The following is a 17,827-nucleotide window of genomic DNA, read 5'->3' on the forward strand; positions in this document are numbered from 1 at the left end:
CCCAACCCCTTGCAAAAATGCGTGCATGACGCCACTAGCGGTCATGGCTGACAGCATCCCCTCAGAGACTCCCGATTTCAAGCGCCGCGGCGTGCTTTTCGTCCTGTCCTCGCCCTCGGGCGCGGGCAAGTCCACCATCGCGCGCAAGCTGCTCGCGGCGGAATCCGACCTGTCCATGTCGGTGTCCGCCACCACGCGGCCGATGCGGCCGGGCGAGGTGGACGGCAAGGATTATCATTTCGTCGATCTGGAAGAATTTCGCCGGATGACGACGGACCATGAGTTTCTGGAATGGGCGCATGTCTTCGGCCAGCGTTACGGCACCCCGCGCGCGCCGGTGGACGCGATGCTGAAGTCGGGCAAGGATGTGCTGTTCGACATCGACTGGCAGGGCGCGCAGCAGTTGCACCAGATCGCCGGTGGCGATGTGGTCCGCATCTTCATCCTGCCGCCGTCGATGGAGGAACTGGAGCGCCGTCTGCGCGGTCGCGCCACCGACAGTTCGGAAGTGATCGATGGCCGCATGGCCCGCGCCGCGGGCGAGATCGCGCATTGGGACGGCTATGACTATGTGCTCTGCAATGTCGATGCCGAGGATTGCTTCCGGCGGGTGCAGACTATCCTCCATGCCGAACGCATGAAGCGCAGCCGCCAGACCGGCCTGATTGGCTTCATCCGCAAATTGAGCCGCTATCACCAGGAGGATTGATCCTCCTTCGCTCGTGATTATTTCTCAAACCCGGCCGGGTCGGCCCAATCCGGATGCGTCCAGGCCATCGCCTTGAACAAGGTGCCCATCGCCTGCCCGTCGGTCAGCCGGGCGCGGGCGGCCTCTACTTCCTTGCCGCGGTCCGGCGCGGCGCGGGCAAGCTGGTCGGCGCGGGCGTCGATGCCGAGCTGGCGCAGGAAATCGCCCTGGCCGACCGGACCATGGACCCTGAGGCCCGCCTGTCGCGCCATATGGCCCAGCACGGTGAAGTCGACATGGGTGGTGAGGTCGATCTCGCCCGGATCGGTGAAGGGATCGGCGAACCGGTGCGCCTTCACCGCCTGCAACGTGTCGCCCAGCGCCGGGCCTTCATAGCCATAGTCGACGATGATCGCCGCGCCGCCCTGCCTGGCGATGCGATGTGCCAGGGCATAGGCGATCTCCGCCCCGATGATCGGCGATTCAAGGATCGCGCCGTCAGGCGCTTCGCCTGCGAGCGGAGGCAGGCCCGATTCGATGCAGCGATAGCCGGCGACGGGGATGAAACGGCCTTCCTCTTCGCGGCGGATCACCACCCGCTCGCGCCATTCGTCGCCCACGCGGATGCATTGGCGGACGGGAAGGGCGTCGAAAAACTCGTTGGCGACGACCAGCAGCGGTCCCTGTTCGGGCAGGCTGCCGATGCTGTCGTGATGAATGACATGGGGCAGCAGCGCGCTCTGACGGTCGCGCAGCGTGGGGCTGGTTTCGACCAGATGGACCTTGGGCGCCAGCGCCGCGCGCTCCATCGCCCGCAGCGCGTCGGACGCCAGCGTTCCGCGCCCCGGCCCCAGTTCCGCATAGACGGTTTCCGGTCGCCGGCCCGATCGCATCCAGACATCGGCCAGGCACAGGCCGATCAACTCGCCGAACATCTGGCTGATTTCCGGGGCGGTGGTAAAATCACCCTCCGCGCCCAGGGGGTCGCGGGTGGCGTAATAATGCTGGTTCGCCTCCCCCATATAATGAGCGACCGAGATCGGGCCGCCCGAGGCGATCTGCCGCGCCAGCCGTTCGGCCAGCGGCAGTGGGCTAGCTGACACTGGCGCTGCCGGCTATCGGTTCGACCCGCACGCGGCGGCCCTTTGCGGTGACGATCAGATAGAGGCCGGCGACGATCATGGGCAAGCACAGCCACTGGCCCATATGCAGGCCGGTGCGCGCGGCGAAGTCCATCAACTGCGCGTCGGCTTCGCGGAAATACTCCACGCCGAAGCGGAAGCTGCCATAGCCGAGCAGGAAGATGCCCACCAACATGCCGGGCTTGTAGCGCGCCTTGGTCTTCCAGAAGGCGAAAGCGAGGATCAGGAAGAGGACGATGCCTTCCAGCGCGGCTTCGTAGAGCTGGCTCGGATGGCGGGGGAAGGGGCCGCCGGTCGGGAAGATGATGGCCCAGGGCACATCGGTCTCCTTGCCCCACAGTTCGCCGTTCACGAAATTGGCGAGCCGGCCGAAGAAGAGGCCGAAGGGCACGACGCAGGCGACATAATCGTGGATGCGCAGCCAGCTCAGCTTTTCCTTCCACGCCATGTAGAGGATGCCCAGCGACACGCCGGCCGCGCCGCCATGGAAGGACATGCCGCCATGCCACAGCTTGAATATGTCCAGCGGGTGCTGGAGGATTTCGGGTTGGTAGAAGATCACATAGGCCAGCCGCCCGCCGATGATGATGCCCAGCGTCGCGTAGAAGATCATGTCGTCGGCATGGCGGCGCGCCATCGGCGAACCCGGCTGAGCAACCAGCCGCAGCAGATACCAATAGCCGATCAGGATGCCCGCCAGATAGGCGAGGCTGTACCATTTCAGCGTGAAGAAGCCGAGATCGAGGGCGACGGGATTAAGCCCCAGATCTTCAAAGCGGATGGCGCTCGAAGCGGCGGCGGCAAGGTCCAGGATCAATTCGGCTTCCCTCTATTCGGACAGGCCTGACCCCATAGAGCATGGGCCTGCCAAGACCAAGAGGGCGCGATAAGGCAGGAGCATTTGAACATGCTCCTGCCCATGCTTCATCCCTGCCTCATTGCGGCAGGCCAAGCGCCTTTGCGATGTCGTCCCAGGCGACCAGCTTGAAATTCTGCGCCGCCGCGGCGTTATGGCCGTCCTGCGCCACGAAAAGCCCGCCGGGATAGGCCGGGCCGAAATCGCCCAGCATCAACTCGATGCCGTCCGTTTCCTCCGATCCGCCGATGGCCCCGTCGACTATGCGGAACCGGCCGACATAGCGGTCGTCGGGCAGGCGATAGAGGACGTAAGCATTATCGCCCTGGCTGGAGACGACGACATAGCCGTCCTTTTCACCGATTGCGGCGATGGCGACCCCTTCGGCATCCATCACCAGATTTTTGCCGTCGGCCGCAGCGATCTTGATGGGGGTGGTCGACCCGGTCGCGCGGGCGTCGAAACGCCACAGGCCGACATCCTCCTCCGCCACATAGAGGATATGGGTACGGTCATCGACGGCGCAGCCTTCCGACTGGGTGCCAAGCTTCATGGTGCGGACGATGCGGCTGGTCGGCGTCACGCCCGACGTGTCGAGCGCAATCTGGTGGATGGTGCCGTCCTTGAGCACGATGAAGGCGTAGGTCGCTGTGCCTTCACGCGCCATGCAGATGCCATAGGCCTCGCCCTTGCCCGCCTCTACTCTGCCCAACGCCGTCAGCTTGGCGGTGGCCGGATCGAGGCGGAAGAGGGCGAGCCTGGCATTGGCGACATCGTTGCGGTCGCTGGCGACCACCAGAATGCCGCTCTGGCCGTTGATGGTCACATGATCGCGCAGGTCGACATTATTAACCCGTCCCGCATCCAGAAAATCGCGGGTCTTGCCGTCAAGGCCATAGACATAAAGCCCGGCCTTCTTGTCGGTGCCGACGATCAGGCTCTGCGCAGGATCGGCGGCGTTGCGCCAGATCGCCGGATCGTCCGCCGCATCGGCATTGGGCGTGCCGACCGGGGTCGTCTCGCCGCGCGCGATGACGGTCACGGCCGGGGTGGCGTTGGCGATGCGGACTTCGACCGGAATTTCCACTGGCGTGGCGGCGCAGCTGGTCAGCAGAAGCGCGGCCAGAAGGCCCTGGAACATGACATTGCGGATCATATGGCCCCCCGTTTCAGGACGCCCAATGACGGGCGATCATGACGATCATGTGACGGTTTCAGCCCATCAAGCGATTGGATTGTAACCTATATGTCACCTTATCTTCACGCCGATGTATTGCGCGGCCTTTAGGGCGCGCATCAATCGCCAGCCAGGCGATGTCTCAACAGGGGGATATCATGCAGATTCTGTCCGTCCGGCCGCGCGCCGGCGTCAAGCCCGTTCGTCTTGTCCTTGCCAGCGGCATTGCCTGCTGGGCGCTGGCATCCGCTCAGGCCATGGCGGAAGAGCCGGCCGCTGATGACGATCAATATGGCGCTATCGTCGTCACCGGCGCCCGTCCGATCGCGGAATCGGAGGCTGCGGCGCTTGAAATCCAGAAAAATTCGGACTCGCTGGTTACTGTCGCCGCATCGGACTCGGTGGGCCGCCTGCCCGACCAGAATATCGCCCAGGCCGCCAGCCGTTTGCCGGGCGTCAGCGTCGAACGCGACCAGGGCCAGGCCCGCTACATCAACCTGCGCGGCGCGCCCAAGACTTGGACGACCCTGTCGTTCGACGGCATCAACGTGGTCAGCCCGGAGGGCCGCGCGGCGCGCTTCGATTCCATCCCGTCGGCCATTGCGGGCAAGATCATCGTGTCGAAGGCGGTGACGCCCGATATGCCGGGCGAAACGGTGGCGGGCAATGTCAATGTCGTTACCCGTTCGGCCTTCGACTATGACGGTTTCCACCTGGCCGGCAAGGGCGGCATGGGCATCGCCGAACTGGGCAGCGACAAGAAGGAATATGAAGGCGCGCTGGTCATTTCCGATCGTTTCCAGACTGGCATCGGCGAATTCGGCGTCCTGCTGTCGGGTAGCTACTACGAACGCAACATGATCACCGACAATTTCGAGACGGATTATGAGCGTGTTAGTCAGGACAGGCGCCCTGGCAGCGGAACCCGTTTCTGGGCGCAGGAGGCCGAGAACAAGTTGTATCGCCTGACCCGCAAGAACTGGTCCGTTTCCGGCCGGGTCGACTGGAAGCCGGACGATGCCAACACCATCTCGCTGCGGTCGGTTTATACCATCTTCACCGACGATGAAGCGCGCGACAATTACCGCTTCGATATGGACGGGCAGCAGTCGGCCCTGTCCACCAGCACGACCGCCTGCCCCACCACGGTCAATACAACGCCCACGACCAGCGGTTATGCGGATGTCTGCATCGGCAATACGCCGGAAAAGGGCACGCTTTACGGCATTGCCATCCGCCAGCGTTCGACATTGCGGGCCTTTCGCCAGTCGATCTTCACCAACAGCCTCACGGGCGATCATGAATTTGCCGATGGCTGGAAACTGTCCTGGGTTGGCAACTATACCCAGTCCAAGGACGACCGGTCGGTGGTCGGTGAAGCGGCATGGCAAAGCCCCAGCGCGGCGACCGCCCGCCCGACCATCAGCTATGACTTCACCGATCCCAACCACTCGCGCCTGCAACTCTTCCGCACGCTCCAGTTGAGCGGCCCGACCCGCTATCAGGCGGGCGCCGCCGTCACCGACGTTGACAGCTTTGCCAAGCCGCTCAACAGCTTCACGGTTCTGGACGCGGTGGACACGACCAAGGCCTATACCGGCAAGGTCGTGCTGGCGCGCGAACTGGACAATGCGACGCTCAAGGCCGGATTTCAGTATGACCGCCGCACCAAAGTGGCCGATGAGAACCAGATATCGCTGAACGCCGCGGATGCCGCGACGATCATGACCACGGACTTCAACCAGTTTTCGACTAATGAAGGGTTCCAGGGTAAGCTCCCCATGGGCTACACCTTCCATTATTTCGATACCGACAAGATGCGGGCTGCGTCGGAAGCGGCGCAGAAGGCTTTCGCCTTCTCCCCGGTCACCGGCAATAATTATAATGTGCGCGAGGAGGTCTTCGCCGGCTTCCTGATGGGTACGGTGCGTTATGATTGGGGTTCGGTCGTCGGCGGCGTGCGCGTCGAGCATATCAAGAATCACGGCGCAGCGACTGTACGTATCACTCCTGCGACAGGTCCGGCGATAGAGACGCCGGTGGCGAAACAGTCGAGTCAAACGCTCGCTTTCCCCAGCCTGCACGTCAATTACAATATTGATGACACCAAGAAGCTGCGCGTCTCGTTCAACAGCGGCGCAGCGCGGGCCGACTATGGTCAAATGCGGCCGAACTTCATCATCAACGATTCCGACACGGCGATTTCCGGGGGCAATCCGGACGTGAAGCCGGAGCGTGCCTATGGTGTCGATACCTATTTCGAATGGTATATGCGTCCGCAGGGCTATTTGATGATCGGTGCCTTCTACAAGCATCTCGAAGACGTACTCTACACCCAGCGCGGCACTTTTGGATCGACCGAATTTAATAGCAACGGCGTCGATCGGTCTGTCTACCAATATTCGCGGATCACCAATGGCGGCAGCGGCCGCATCTACGGCCTGGAAGCCGCTGCGCAGTTGCAGTTGGAACCCTGGACGCAGGGCCTTGGCCTGCCCGACTGGATGGGCGGCTTTGGTATTTCGGCCAACCTGACGCTCAACAACAGCAAGGTGGAAAAGCCCGGCATCGGCAGCGTGCCGACACGCCATGTGCGGCTGCCCGGCACATCGGACGTCGTCTATAATGTCGGCGGCTATTATGAGAAATACGGCCTGTCGCTGCGCGTGCAGTTCCAGCGCCGCAGCGCCTGGCTGGACACGATTGCCGACGACCTGACTGATGCGGGCGATACCTATTGGGCGGCCGATGAGGAAATGGATATCTCGGCGCGCTATGCGATCACGAAGAATTTCGAGATTTATTTCGACGTGTCGAACGTGCTGAACCAGCCGGGTCGTCGCTACGCCAATCCGGGCAGCCTGCTGACCGCCACCGGCACGCCGACGGCCGACAGCAGCGGCCGGACGATCGAATGGGAGCGTTTTGGTCGCCGTTATACCGGCGGTATTCGCTTCAACTTCTGATCCCTGACGCAGGTCAAGAAAAAGGGCGGGGGACCGATAGTCCTCCGCCCTTTTCTTTTGTTACGGCCATAGGATCTCAGGCCAATGGTGCTGAGGCCTGATGCTTCAACCGCGCATAAAGGGCGGCGATGATACCGAAGAAGGCGAGGATCGAAAGCGGGACGGCCCAGCCATGTTCCGCCACCAGCGCCAGCGGCGCGTCGCTATCCGTGCTTGCCACGATACCGGCGAAGGCGACACCGAACAGGCTTTCGCCGACGATGAAGCCGGTCGCCATCAGCACGCCCATGCGCTCGGCGAACGCAGGATTGGCCTGGCGCAGCGCCCAGCGATTATAGAAATGCCCGATCACCGCGCCGACGGGAATCAGCAGGGTGAGCGCCATCGGCAGGTAGATGCCCATGCCGACCGCAAGCGGCGGCAGGCGCAGCTTGCCGGCCTTGCCCAGCAATTCGTCGATCAGGATGACGACGGCACCGATACCAGCGCCGATGCCGATCAGCCCCCAGTCGAGATCACCGCCCAATACGCCCTTGGCGAGCGCGGAGATGAGCGCGGCTTGCGGTGCGGGCAGGGCGCTCGCCTTGGCGCCCGGCGCGCCGGCGAAACCGAATGCGCTGTTGAGCAAATCCAGCACCGGCGGGATGACAAGCGCGCCGAAGATGACGCCCAGCACCAGCGCGACCTGCTGCTTCCACGGGGTGGCGCCGACCAACTGGCCGGTCTTCAGATCCTGAAGATTGTCGTTGGAGATTGTCGCGATGCCGAAGATGATTGCGGTGGTGAAGAGCGCATAGGCGATCAACGCCTGGGTTTGCGACGGGTCGCTATTGCCCGATCCGTAGATCGCCGCCAGCAGCAGGGATGCGCCGAGCACGGCGAGGATGCCGACGCCCGAAATCGGGCTGTTCGACGCGCCGATCAGGCCCGCCATATAACCGCAGACGGAGGCGATGACGATGCCGGCCACCAGCACATAGGCCAGCGTCAGTGCGATCACCGGGACCGGGTTGGCGGCGATCGGCCCGCCCTGGGCGAAGGTCCAGAGCAGCACGCCGATGGGCAGCAGCGCAGCGAGGATGGTGCCGCCGACGATGCCGATCGGCAGGTCGCGTTCGGTGATGTCGAGCGACGCGGCGTTGCCCGCCTTGCGCGTGGCGTTGGCGGCGAGTGCGGATCGGATGCCGCTGATAATCGGCCCCAGAATCTTGAGCAGGGTCCAGATCGCCGCGACGCCGATCGTGCCCGCGCCGATGAAGCGCGCCTTCATGCGGAAGGCCGTGCCGACAATGTCGGACAGTTCCGCACCGGCGGGAAGGGGCGTGGTGAGATAGGGAACCAGGCCGGTCCAGCTTATCAGCAGGCCGATGAACATGGCGACGCCCACCGACAGGCCAACCAGATGGCCGACGCCGATCAGCGCCATGGAAAAGCTGGTGGAGACCGAGGTTGCGCCTGCGCCGAACTTGAAGAAGGTTGCGGCTTCTTCCGCGATCAGCCTGGTCTTGGCGATGATTGAGAAGGCGGCGGCCGCGATGGAACTGGAGACGATGGCGGTTAGGCCGCGCTTATTCTCCTCCAGCCCTTCGCGCGATCCCGCGCCGACTTTCAGCACTTCGGCCGCAGCGACGCCTTCGGGATAGGGCAGGTCGGACCCGGTGACGAGCGCGCGGCGCAGCGGCACCGAATACATGACACCCAATATGCCGCCCAGCGCGATGGTGAAGGCGGAAAGCCAATAGGGGAAGCCATGCCACCAGCTGATGATGACCAGGCCCGGCAGCACGAAGATGATGGCGGACAGGGTGCCGGCGGCCGAAGCGATGGTCTGGACGATGTTGTTTTCCAGGATCGTGCCGGTCGCAAACAGGCGCAGCACGGCCATGGAGATGACGGCGGCGGGAATGGAGGTGGCGAAGGTGAGGCCGATCTTGAGGCCCAGATAGACGTTCGCCGCCGTGAAGACGAGGGTGATGAGGGCGCCGAGAATGACGCCTCGCAACGTCAGTTCGGCCATGCCGCCGCCTTGCGCTCCCTGAGCTTTAGCTTCCATTGTCACCCTTCGTCCCCTTGGCTTGGCGCTTATGTCGATCGGCTGGTAATAATGTTGCTTGGCCGTGGATCAATCGGAAAGTGGTTCAGAAGCGGCTTTCCGCCATGCTCTGCTGTGGCGCGACACGGTCGAGCCAGGCGTCGACCAGGCTGGTCCAACGCTGATAACCCCGCGCATTCATGTGCAGCCCGTCCGGGCGGAAGAGCGATGCATCGGGCAGTCCGTCGGCCGCCAGCAGAACATGTTCTACATCGAGATAGGCGAAGCCGTCCACCTGGGCACGCTGCGCGATGGCGGTGTTGACCTGCGCCATTTTCGGACGAAGCACCCAGCGCAGGGGGCTGGGCTTGAGCGATAGATAGGCGATGGGCGCGCGCGGATAATCGGCACGCAGCTTCCCGATCAGGGTCAGGATATCGCGCGTGACGGCTTCGGGCGTAATTCCGGCGGCAAGGTCATTCTCCCCGACATAGATGACGACCGAGCGTGGCGGAAGGGCTGGCAGCAGGCGCTTATAATAATGGAGCACATGCGCCGTGGTTGCGCCGCCGAAGCCACGATTGATCGTGCTGATATCGTGGAAGCTGCCGGCTATGTCCCATAAGCGGATGCTGGAGCTGCCGAGGAACAAGGTGGCATCGCGCGCAGGCGGGCCAGCGCTGTTCGCCTTGGCGAAGGCCTCTATTTCCCGCGAGAAGGGGAAGACGGGATCGGCATTGGGTGTCGGCGGCGGCGCGGCGATGGCCGGCAGCGCACATGCGAACAGCAGAAGCGCGCCGCCGTGGCAGAGCAACACCCGCAAAGGGGGGGGTGTGCGCCTAGTGCCGATGAAGCGGGCGCAGCCGATATTTGCCGTCCGCATAGGCGCCGAACATGTCGGTAATGGCGGGATGGTCGACCGGCTCGTCGCTGTCGTCCGTGACCAGATTCTGCTGGCTGACATAGGCGACATAGCTGGATTCGCCATTTTCGGCGAGCAGATGATAGAAAGGCTGCTGCTTGTCCGGCCGGGCATGTTCCGGGATCGCCTCATACCATTCCTCGCTATTGGCGAAGACCGGATCGATATCGAACACGACGCCGCGGAAACCGAACATGCGATGTTTGACCACATCGCCAATATTGAAGCGGGCATGGACGATCGGCGGGGCGGTGACGCCGGCGCCGAAAATCTGAATCGTGTCTCTCATATGTCTAATTTAGGAGCCTCCTGCACCGACACAAGAAAAATACCGGATTGGCCGCTTGGCAAGTACGATTTCATTCGCTAATGGCCGCCGCTCGACCGGGAACGCAGCGCCTTACGGCACCTCGCGGACCTTCTGCGGAGAGGTGGCAGAGTGGTCGAATGCACCGCACTCGAAATGCGGCGTGCCCGAGAGGGTACCGAGGGTTCGAATCCCTCCCTCTCCGCCATTTCAGTCCCAAAGTGGGCACGCCGATGCCCGCCGATTTCCCGCTAGAGACCGAAGTAAGGGCACGCAGTAGCTCGCCCTTCGATCCCATGATGCGAACATGACCTTCTCCGACCTCGACGCGCTGGGCAAACGCGCGGAGGTGATCACGCCGATAGCCGCCGCCGTCCTGCCTGAGCCGCCGCCGCGCGGTCGCGGCAAACTTGCGTAGAACGACCGGCGTCACCGCCATACTGCCGGAGCTTTCGAGCATGGCCTGTGCCCGCTCGGAATCGACCTGCGCCTGATCGCGTAGCGCCCGAAGGGCGACGACGCGCTCCTTCAAGGCCGGATCGTCCAGATCGGCCACGCCCGATTCGATGGCCTCATAGAGCCGTTTCAACCGAAGCTCGGTCTCGGCCGCGCGACGGTTCAGTTCGGCAATATGCTCGCGGCGGCGCTCGGCCCGTTCCTCGCGCCGGTCGAGGATCGAGGCCAGGATCTCCTCCAGCCGCTCTGGCTGAAGAAGCCGGTTCTCGATGTGATCGCAGACGATGGCGTCGAGTTGCGGCATCGGAATCGAGCGGCCGGAGCAACCCGTCTCGCCCTGCCGCGCCTTGATCGAGCAGGTATAGTAGCGGTAGCGTCCGCCCTTGCCGGTGCGAATGGTCATGGCTCCGCCGCACTTCTCGCAGTAGCAAATACCCGTCAGCAGGGTCGGCCCGCTGACGACGCGCGGCGGCGTGACCCTGGAGTTGCGGACGCGCAAATGCTCCTGCACGGCGTCGAACGTCTCCTGGTCGATCAGCCGGGGCACCTGCACCACGACTATTTCGCTGACCGGCTTCAATTCCTTGGATTTGGAGCGCTTGTTGAACTCGTGCTCGCCGATATAGGTGCGCCGGGTCAGGATGCGGTGGAGCTGACCGATGCCCCAACGCCCGCCATCACGGGTGAAAATGCGGTTGCGATTGAGGTGATTGACGATCGCCTTGACGCCCATCGGGCCGGAACCGCCTTCCCCCTGAAGAGCGAGCCGGTAGATCAGTCGCACCGTGTCGGCGTGTAGTGGGTCGATCTCCAGCTTCTTCTTGGTCTTCGCGCCGCGCTGCTCGGCCGCGACGATGCGATAGCCGATCGGCGGCAGCGCGCCGTTCCAGAAGCCCTGCCGGGCATTCTCCTTCAGGGCGCGCATGACGTGCTTAGCGTTCTCCTTCGACTGGTATTCGTCGAATAGCGCCATGATCCGACGCATCATGTCGTGGATCGGATCGTCGCCCAGTTCCTGGGTGATGGAGATGAGCCGGACGCCGTTCTTGGCAAGCTTCCGATAGTAATATTCCATGTCGAAGGCGTCGCGAAAGAAGCGCGAGAAGCTGTGAACCAGCACCACGTCGAACGGCGCAGGCTTGGACGTGCCCGCCTCGATCATGCGCTGAAACTCGGGCCGGCGATCGTTGGTGGCGGTATTGCCCGGCTCCACGAAGGTTTCGACGAGCTGATAGCCACGAGCCTCGCAATAGGCTTCGCCCTGTTTGCGCTGGTCAGGGAGTGACACGTCATGCTCGGCCTGACGCGCGGTGGAGACGCGCAGGTAAAGGGCGGCGCGCGTGGCGACCAGAGGAGATTCCTTGTTCATGGGCGGTCTCCTTCGGGCTCGGCGACACGAGCGCGTGGTTCGGCAAGGCGCAATTCCAGCGACACGCAGTCATAATTGAGTTTGGGGGCGAGCTTCCGGCCGCTGCGCTCCATGCGCACGATGCCGTAGTCGATCATCGTTTTCATGGTGCGGGAAAGATTCGACTTCGCCCGCCCGGTCATCTCCGCCAGTTCCTCAATCGACCCCGGCTCCCGCTCGGCGATGGTGCAGAGCATGGCTCGATTGGTGGCGGAGAGAATGCGCGCGAAGGATTCTGTCGAAGGGAACCAGACTGTCGGATCGCTGGGACCAGGTTTCTCCTCCCCCCGCGCAATCCGCAGGGTGCGGGCCTTCATGTCATCCAGGCCGGCGATCCCGATCCTGAGCGTTCTTGTCACCTGTCGCCTCCTTCCAGCGGCACAGCCAGACGGACGCTCGATGAGCAAGGCGGCTGCTTACTCAATAAGTATCATTATCAGATTACGATATCAACGAGTAATGATCTATTCCCGCCAATCGCCTCTGGGATTAGCCGGGCTTGCCAAACAGCTCGTCGAGAATGTCGCCGAACCACGCCTCGAACAGGTCGATCTCGGCTTCCGTCACAGGCACGCGGTCGGGCCAGTCGTCGGAGACGGTCCAATGGTCGAGCGAAGGGACGACTATCTGCTTCTTCGCCACTCGCACCTGCGGCGGTTCCGCTGCTGCGGCCTCATCGATGTAATCGTACAGGTCGTCGGGCAAGCTGCCGGAGACGGCGCGTGCCCGACGCCGGGTCTTGGTGGCTTGGCGTCGAGACATGAACTCACCGTCCGGTTGGATACGCAGTCGTGGGTTCCCCCGATCGGAATATGCGGCACCGCGCCGCCCCATCATCCTGCGAGGTTTGGGGACGGTGTGAAGTCATGGTTTCGCGATACCTTGATCGCTTCATGCGATCGGAGCGCCGGACGACGCTGATTTTCGGCGGGCTTTGGCGAAGCCGCGATCCGTGGCGATGAACCGCTCCAACATGGGCACGATGAGGCGAACAGGATCGGACGGGCCATGCCCCGCCTCACGGCCGAGGATTTCAGCATAGGCGGCGAGATCGCGGTGCAAGCTCGCGGGTAGCTCCAGCGTGACCTTGATGGGTTTATCGTCGGCGATCGGGCCTAACTTCAGCTTGGTCATGGCGTTCCCCCATAGGGTTCGAGCACAAGGTCACGGGTGACGATGACGCGCACGGGAAAGCCCGGCCGGATCGTCAGCGTCGGCGCGATCTGCAACTGGCGCTGGACGATCTGCTGGCCGGCTTGATTGACGGTGTCCTGTGCGCCGTCACGGATGGCTCGCACCAGCCGGTCATGGTCGTCGGTGGCGAGTTCGGTGCCAATGCCGAGCAGCGTCGAGAGCGCGGCGGCCTTGGCGAGATCCCACCAGTGATAATCGACGCCATCCTCCAGGCCGGCATAGCCCTGTGTATCCGCGCCGGGCTGGCGCTCCAGCACGATCGAGCGGCCGTTTGGCATGATGAGCCGGTTCCAGACGAGCAGGATGCGGCGCTGGCCGAAGCCGACGCCGTTGTCATATTCTCCGATAACGCGGGTGCCCTGCGGGATCAGAAGGATGCGCCCGGTTGGGCTGTCATAGATGTTCTCTGTCACCTGCGCGGTGATCTGGCCGGGGAGATCGGACCGGATGCCGGTGATGAGCGCAGCGGAAATCACCGCACCGGCTTGAAGCACGTTCGGCGACGCGGGCGCGGCGACGCGATCGGATGAGACGGTGCGCCGGTCGGGCGTCTGATTGAGGAAGGCGAGCTGGCGGTCCTGCGCCGAGGGCGTGGCCGGCTGCGGCGCAAGGCCAAGGCTGGCAAGGTTCGGTGCCGCCGCCGTAGCGTCGGCCGTCACCGTCGCGGCGGGTGCGGCATTGCGCGTTTCCGTCGAGGCGAACAGGCGCGCGGTCCTCGCCGCCTCCAGTTCCTGCAAGCGGCGCTGCTCCTCGGCGCTGAGACCGGGCTGCACGGCGGTCGTGCCGGCGAGCGGCGGCGTAATGGGTTGTCCGCGGTTCTGCGCGTCGAGGATCGGTCGGCCGAGATCGCCGGGAAGCGGCGGGCCGAGCACCGGCCCGGTATAGTCGCGCGGCAGGTTGTTGAGGCCGTCCGGCGTTGCCCGGTTGTCAGTCGAAAGCAGTTCCTCGTTCGCGCGGCCCCCCTGCGAGTTCTGGAGCGCGTAGATCAGCGCGCCTCCGACGCCGAGGCTGGCGACAAGACCAAGACCGGCGAGCACCTTGCGCGACAGCCGGGTGACGCGCGGCGGCTCGGGGCGGAGCCGCATGGGCGCGATCGGCTCGCCGGTCAGCGGCCTGGCATCGTCCGGGGTTTCTGGCGCGTCCGGGCTCTGCCCTTCCTTTTTTTCGGGATCGACCTCGTTCACGATGCCGGCCTCCCGTCCGTTCGGGAAATGCGGACCCGCTTCTGGTTGCGGTCGGTCCCGAAGCGCAGTTCGGCGGCGGCGAAGAGCCGGTCCACAATCATGTGGTGGCCGCGCACGCGATAGTTCACCAATTCGGAGGTGTTACCCTCCGGTCCGACGACGAAGAGCGGCGGCATCTCGCCCTGGCCGATACCGCGCGGAAACTCGATGAAGACCTGCCTTCCATCGTCGAAGGCGCGCAGCGGCCGCCACGGCGCACGGTCGCCCGAAATCTCATAGCGGAAGTTGACATTGGCGAGATCGACGCCGCTGGCGATGGGCTGGGCAGCCTGCGCCTCGGCGTTCTGTCGGCGGAGCGCAATGAGCTGGTCCTGCGGATACTGCCAGGACACCGATGCCATATAGGTGCGCTCGGTCGAGCGCAGTTCCATATGGTAGGTGCGCAGGTTGGTGTTGATGACAAGATTCGTCATCAGCTCTGCGCGCGTGGGTTTGACGAGGATATGGACCTGGCGCGCCGCGCCCGTGCCGCTTTCGGTATCCCCGATGATCCAGCGCACGGTGTCGCCGGCGGCGACCGGCCCGGACCCGACCAGCGTTTCGCCGGGCTGAAGAGCGATGTCGGTGATCTGTCCGACAGCGGTATAGACTTGATAGAGCGCCCCTTGCGTGAAGGGATAGACCTGCATGGAATTGATGAAGCCGTCTCGCACGGGCTGGACGCGGGCCTGCGCATTGGCCTGATTGACACGGGCAGCGGGATCAGCCGGCTCCGGCGTGCGGCGCGTCGTCTCGACAGGTTTCATCTGGCCGGGAAGCGGCAACGGCCGTGGCAGTTCGACCACCGTGACCGGCGCCGGAGGATCGACCGTCTGCACGGCCGGCGCGGCATCGTCATAGGCGATGTCCGGTGGCGGGGTCGTGGTGGCGCAGCCTCCAAGCGCTGTTGTGCAGATGAGGACAGCCGCGAAAGCGGATTTGCGGAAAGCCGGATGCCCTGCACTCCAGGGGGCGGCTTTGCGGAGTGCGGGGATCATTGTCCAAGCTCCTTCGACCAGTTGATGGCGTTGACGTAGATTCCGAGCGGATTGGCTCGGAGTTTTTCGGGGTCGCGCGGGACCTGCACGACGAAGGTGAGGATGGCGGACCAGCGCTCGGTGGAGGCGAGTGAGCCGTCCTGATAGCGGCGCTCGATCCAGGCGACGCGGAAGCTGTCGGGTGATGCGCGGATTACCGAGGAGACTTCGACCGCGATCTGCTGTTTTCCGACCTTCGTGAACGGGTCGTTGGCGCGGGCATAGTCGTTGAGCGCCAGAGCGCCGGCCTGTGTCGTGAACTCATAGGCGCGAAGCCAGTTCTGCCGCACGATGATGGCGTCGGCCGGGATCGCGCGGACCTGTTCGATGAACCGGGCCAGATGGAAAGCAATCTGGGGATCGGTTGGCCGGTAGTCGGCGACAGCGGGCGCAACGGCCTGTGCCTGGCCGAGCTTGTCGACCTGCACCACCCACGGCACGATCGATCCGCTGGTGGACTGCCAGACCAGCGCGACCGATAGGCCGGCAGACAGGGCGAGCGAGCCGAAGGCCATGAAACGCCAGTTCTTCGCCTGCACGCGGGCGGAACCGATGCGGTCGTCCCAGACCTGCGCCGCCCGCTGGTAGGGCGTCTCGGGCAGAGGGGATTTGCCGTAATGGGTGGCGGGTCTTTTGAACATCAGCGGTCACTTTCGGAAAGATTGACGGAGGAGCCGCCGCCGTGGCTGTCGCCGCTGCGCACGGAATGGGCGGCGGCCTGAACGCCGTGCGTGAATTGCTGCGAGCGCTTCATGCGCTTGGCCCAGGCGGGCGGGCCGTCAGCGGCGGACGAGGACGAGGCGGCAGGTGCAGCCGCGCCATCGGCGGCTTCACCGCCGATCGTGCCGGCGGTGGACGAACCGCCCGTCACCTCGAACGCGCCGCGAGCGCCGGCCTGATAGCTCTGCTTCATGCTGTCGGCGGCTTTCGACGCTGCGCGCTTCAAGGGGGAGACGGCGGCTTGCGCACCGGCGCTGGCGACATTGCCGAGACCGGAACTGACGGCGGACGCGCCAGTCTGGCCAGCAGCGCCGAGGCTGTAGGCGGTGGAGGCGCCCCCCGCGAGCGCCGCGCCGCCACGGGCGGCAGCGGCAACCCCTCCCGCGAGAGCGCCAGCACCGCCAGCGGCAGCGCCAAGGGCAGCGCCGCCGGCCATGACCATGCCGCCTGCGGCGAGGCCCGTGCCGACCGCAGCGCCAGCGCCAAGCTGCGGGCCGCCGGAGACGAGGCCATTGGCGATGCCGGGGCCGAAAATGCCGAGGCCGAGCAGCGACAGCGCGGCGAGCACGATCGCCATCGCATCGTCGATGGTCGGCGTCGCGCCGCCGAAGCCCGCTGTGAATTCGGAGAACAGCGTCGAACCGATGCCGATGATGACGGCGAGCACCAGAACCTTGATGCCGCTTGAGATGACGTTGCCGAGCACCCGTTCGGCCATGAAGGCAGACTTACCAAACAGGCCGAAGGGGATCAGCACGAAGCCCGCGAGCGTCGTCAGCTTGAACTCGATCAGCGTGACGAAGAGCTGGATGGCGAGGATGAAGAAGGCAAGCAGGATCAGCGCCCAGGCGAATAACAGGCACGCGATCTGGATGAAGTTCTCGAAGAACGAGACCCAGCCCATCAGGTCGGAGATGGATTCGAGCAGCGGACGCCCGGCATCGAGGCCGGTCTGCGCGACCTTGCCGGGGCGCAGCAGGTCAGCGACGGAAAAGCTGGTCCCGGACGCCTTCAGGCCGAGACCAGCGAAGCTTTCGAAGACGATGCGGGCGAGATTGTTCCAGTTGCCGATGATGTAGGCGAAGACGCCGACGAACAGCGTCTTCTTGACCAGCCGGGCGATGATGTCGTCATCGGCGCCCCACGACCAGAACAGCGCCGCCAGCACCACGTCGATGACGATCAGCGTCGTGGCGATGAAGGCGACCTCGCCCGACAGCAGGCCGAAACCGCCGTCGATGTAACGGGTGAAGACTTCGAGGAAATGGTCGATGACGCCGGTGCCGCCCATGTCAGCGTGCCCCCTCGTCGGGAGAAACGGGCGGCCGTGCAGGCTCGGGCGGAATGGCCGCCTCGGTTTCCCTGGCGATCGGGTCTTCGATCGGAGCCGACGGCCACAATGTCGTCGGTGCGTCCGGCGCACCTGACGGGCGTGCGCCCTGCTTCAGGAAGCGGTCGCGGTTCTCGGCCCATATATTGAGGCAGGCGGAATCGCGCGTGGCGGCCTCGCCCATATCCCGGCAACGGCGAAGGCGTTGACGAAGGTCGCCGGTATCGCTGCGTTCGCGGGCGAGCGGGCGAACCTCAGCCGGTTCGGGCTGGCGCGTGAATTCGATCACGGCGGCGGTGATGGCGACGCCGACGAAGACGACAGCGCCGAGCCGGGCAAGCATCTTGCCGTCCATGGGCGTCGCCTCCG

General features: G+C 64.4%; 16 protein-coding genes, 1 tRNA gene and 1 pseudogene. 3 read left to right on the forward strand and 15 right to left on the reverse strand.

The window, feature by feature from the left end:
• Positions 1–43: 43 nt before the first annotated feature.
• Positions 44–709, forward strand: coding sequence for a guanylate kinase (gmk, locus tag MOK15_RS13845; RefSeq protein ID WP_242932148.1), 666 nt, complete (start codon positions 44–46; stop codon positions 707–709).
• 17 nt (positions 710–726) lie between these two features.
• Here the strand turns inward: gmk and MOK15_RS13850 are convergent, their stop codons facing one another.
• From MOK15_RS13850 to MOK15_RS13860, 3 genes are all read right to left on the reverse strand, one after another.
• The gene (locus tag MOK15_RS13850) at positions 727–1,791 is read right to left on the reverse strand and encodes an SAM-dependent methyltransferase (protein WP_242932149.1); all 1,065 of its coding nucleotides are present in this window, start codon (positions 1,789–1,791) and stop codon (positions 727–729) included.
• Complete coding sequence (gene lgt / locus MOK15_RS13855; protein WP_242932150.1) at positions 1,781–2,647, reverse strand: prolipoprotein diacylglyceryl transferase; 867 nt, start codon at positions 2,645–2,647, stop codon at positions 1,781–1,783. The genes MOK15_RS13850 and lgt overlap by 11 nt, the downstream gene beginning before the upstream one ends.
• Positions 2,648–2,765: 118 nt before the next feature.
• A complete protein-coding gene (locus MOK15_RS13860; RefSeq protein ID WP_242932760.1) occupies positions 2,766–3,827 on the reverse strand; it encodes a phytase in 1,062 nt (353 codons plus the stop codon).
• A 194-nt stretch (positions 3,828–4,021) separates the two neighbouring features.
• On the opposite strand from MOK15_RS13860, the gene MOK15_RS13865 reads away from it, so the two are divergent.
• Entirely contained in the window at positions 4,022–6,829 is a 2,808-nt protein-coding gene (locus tag MOK15_RS13865) for a TonB-dependent receptor (RefSeq protein ID WP_242932151.1), read from the forward strand.
• A 76-nt stretch (positions 6,830–6,905) separates the two neighbouring features.
• On the opposite strand, the gene MOK15_RS13870 is transcribed toward MOK15_RS13865, so the two are convergent.
• The 3 genes from MOK15_RS13870 to hspQ all read right to left on the reverse strand — a co-directional run bounded on the left by MOK15_RS13870 (position 6,906) and on the right by hspQ (position 10,072).
• Positions 6,906–8,846 carry an oligopeptide transporter, OPT family gene (locus MOK15_RS13870; RefSeq protein WP_242932761.1) on the reverse strand — a complete coding sequence of 647 codons (1,941 nt, stop codon included), beginning with the start codon at positions 8,844–8,846 and terminating at the stop codon, positions 6,906–6,908.
• Between the two features lie 121 nt (positions 8,847–8,967).
• Entirely contained in the window at positions 8,968–9,744 is a 777-nt protein-coding gene (locus MOK15_RS13875) for a GDSL-type esterase/lipase family protein (RefSeq protein ID WP_242932152.1), read from the reverse strand.
• Positions 9,701–10,072 carry a heat shock protein HspQ gene (gene hspQ, locus MOK15_RS13880; RefSeq protein WP_242932153.1) on the reverse strand — a complete coding sequence of 124 codons (372 nt, stop codon included), beginning with the start codon at positions 10,070–10,072 and terminating at the stop codon, positions 9,701–9,703. The genes MOK15_RS13875 and hspQ overlap by 44 nt, the downstream gene beginning before the upstream one ends.
• A gap of 136 nt (positions 10,073–10,208) precedes the next feature.
• Here hspQ and MOK15_RS13885 point away from each other — a divergent pair.
• A tRNA-Ser gene (locus tag MOK15_RS13885) sits at positions 10,209–10,298 on the forward strand.
• Positions 10,299–10,874: 576 nt separating this feature from the next.
• Here the strand turns inward: MOK15_RS13885 and MOK15_RS13890 are convergent.
• The 9 genes and pseudogenes from MOK15_RS13890 to trbK-alt form a co-directional block, all read right to left on the reverse strand.
• Positions 10,875–11,915: pseudogene (locus tag MOK15_RS13890) on the reverse strand (recombinase family protein); the annotation flags it as partial.
• Positions 11,912–12,313, reverse strand: a complete 402-nt coding sequence (locus tag MOK15_RS13895; RefSeq protein WP_242932154.1) for a helix-turn-helix domain-containing protein — start codon at positions 12,311–12,313, stop codon at positions 11,912–11,914. The pseudogene MOK15_RS13890 and the gene MOK15_RS13895, both read right to left, overlap by 4 nt.
• Positions 12,314–12,443: 130 nt before the next feature.
• On the reverse strand, positions 12,444–12,716 hold the full coding sequence (locus MOK15_RS13900; RefSeq protein WP_242932155.1) for a hypothetical protein: 273 nt from the start codon (positions 12,714–12,716) through the stop codon (positions 12,444–12,446).
• A gap of 129 nt (positions 12,717–12,845) precedes the next feature.
• A complete protein-coding gene (locus MOK15_RS13905) occupies positions 12,846–13,088 on the reverse strand; it encodes a DUF2274 domain-containing protein (protein WP_242932156.1) in 243 nt (80 codons plus the stop codon).
• A complete protein-coding gene (locus tag MOK15_RS13910; RefSeq protein ID WP_242932762.1) occupies positions 13,085–14,233 on the reverse strand; it encodes a TrbI/VirB10 family protein in 1,149 nt (382 codons plus the stop codon). The genes MOK15_RS13905 and MOK15_RS13910 overlap by 4 nt, the downstream gene beginning before the upstream one ends.
• A 95-nt stretch (positions 14,234–14,328) precedes the next feature.
• Positions 14,329–15,369 (reverse strand): P-type conjugative transfer protein TrbG, encoded by a 1,041-nt coding sequence (trbG, locus tag MOK15_RS13915; protein ID WP_242932157.1) that lies wholly within the window; start codon positions 15,367–15,369, stop codon positions 14,329–14,331.
• Entirely contained in the window at positions 15,366–16,049 is a 684-nt protein-coding gene (trbF, locus tag MOK15_RS13920) for a conjugal transfer protein TrbF (RefSeq protein ID WP_242932158.1), read from the reverse strand. The genes trbG and trbF overlap by 4 nt, the downstream gene beginning before the upstream one ends.
• Complete coding sequence (gene trbL / locus MOK15_RS13925) at positions 16,049–17,419, reverse strand: P-type conjugative transfer protein TrbL (RefSeq protein WP_242932159.1); 1,371 nt, start codon at positions 17,417–17,419, stop codon at positions 16,049–16,051. The genes trbF and trbL overlap by 1 nt, the downstream gene beginning before the upstream one ends.
• A gap of 1 nt (position 17,420) precedes the next feature.
• Positions 17,421–17,813 carry a putative entry exclusion protein TrbK-alt gene (gene trbK-alt / locus MOK15_RS13930; protein WP_242932160.1) on the reverse strand — a complete coding sequence of 131 codons (393 nt, stop codon included), beginning with the start codon at positions 17,811–17,813 and terminating at the stop codon, positions 17,421–17,423.
• Positions 17,814–17,827 lie beyond the last annotated feature (14 nt).

Origin of the sequence: Sphingobium sp. BYY-5 (genome assembly GCF_022758885.1) — a bacterium.
Classification (GTDB): domain Bacteria; phylum Pseudomonadota; class Alphaproteobacteria; order Sphingomonadales; family Sphingomonadaceae; genus Sphingobium.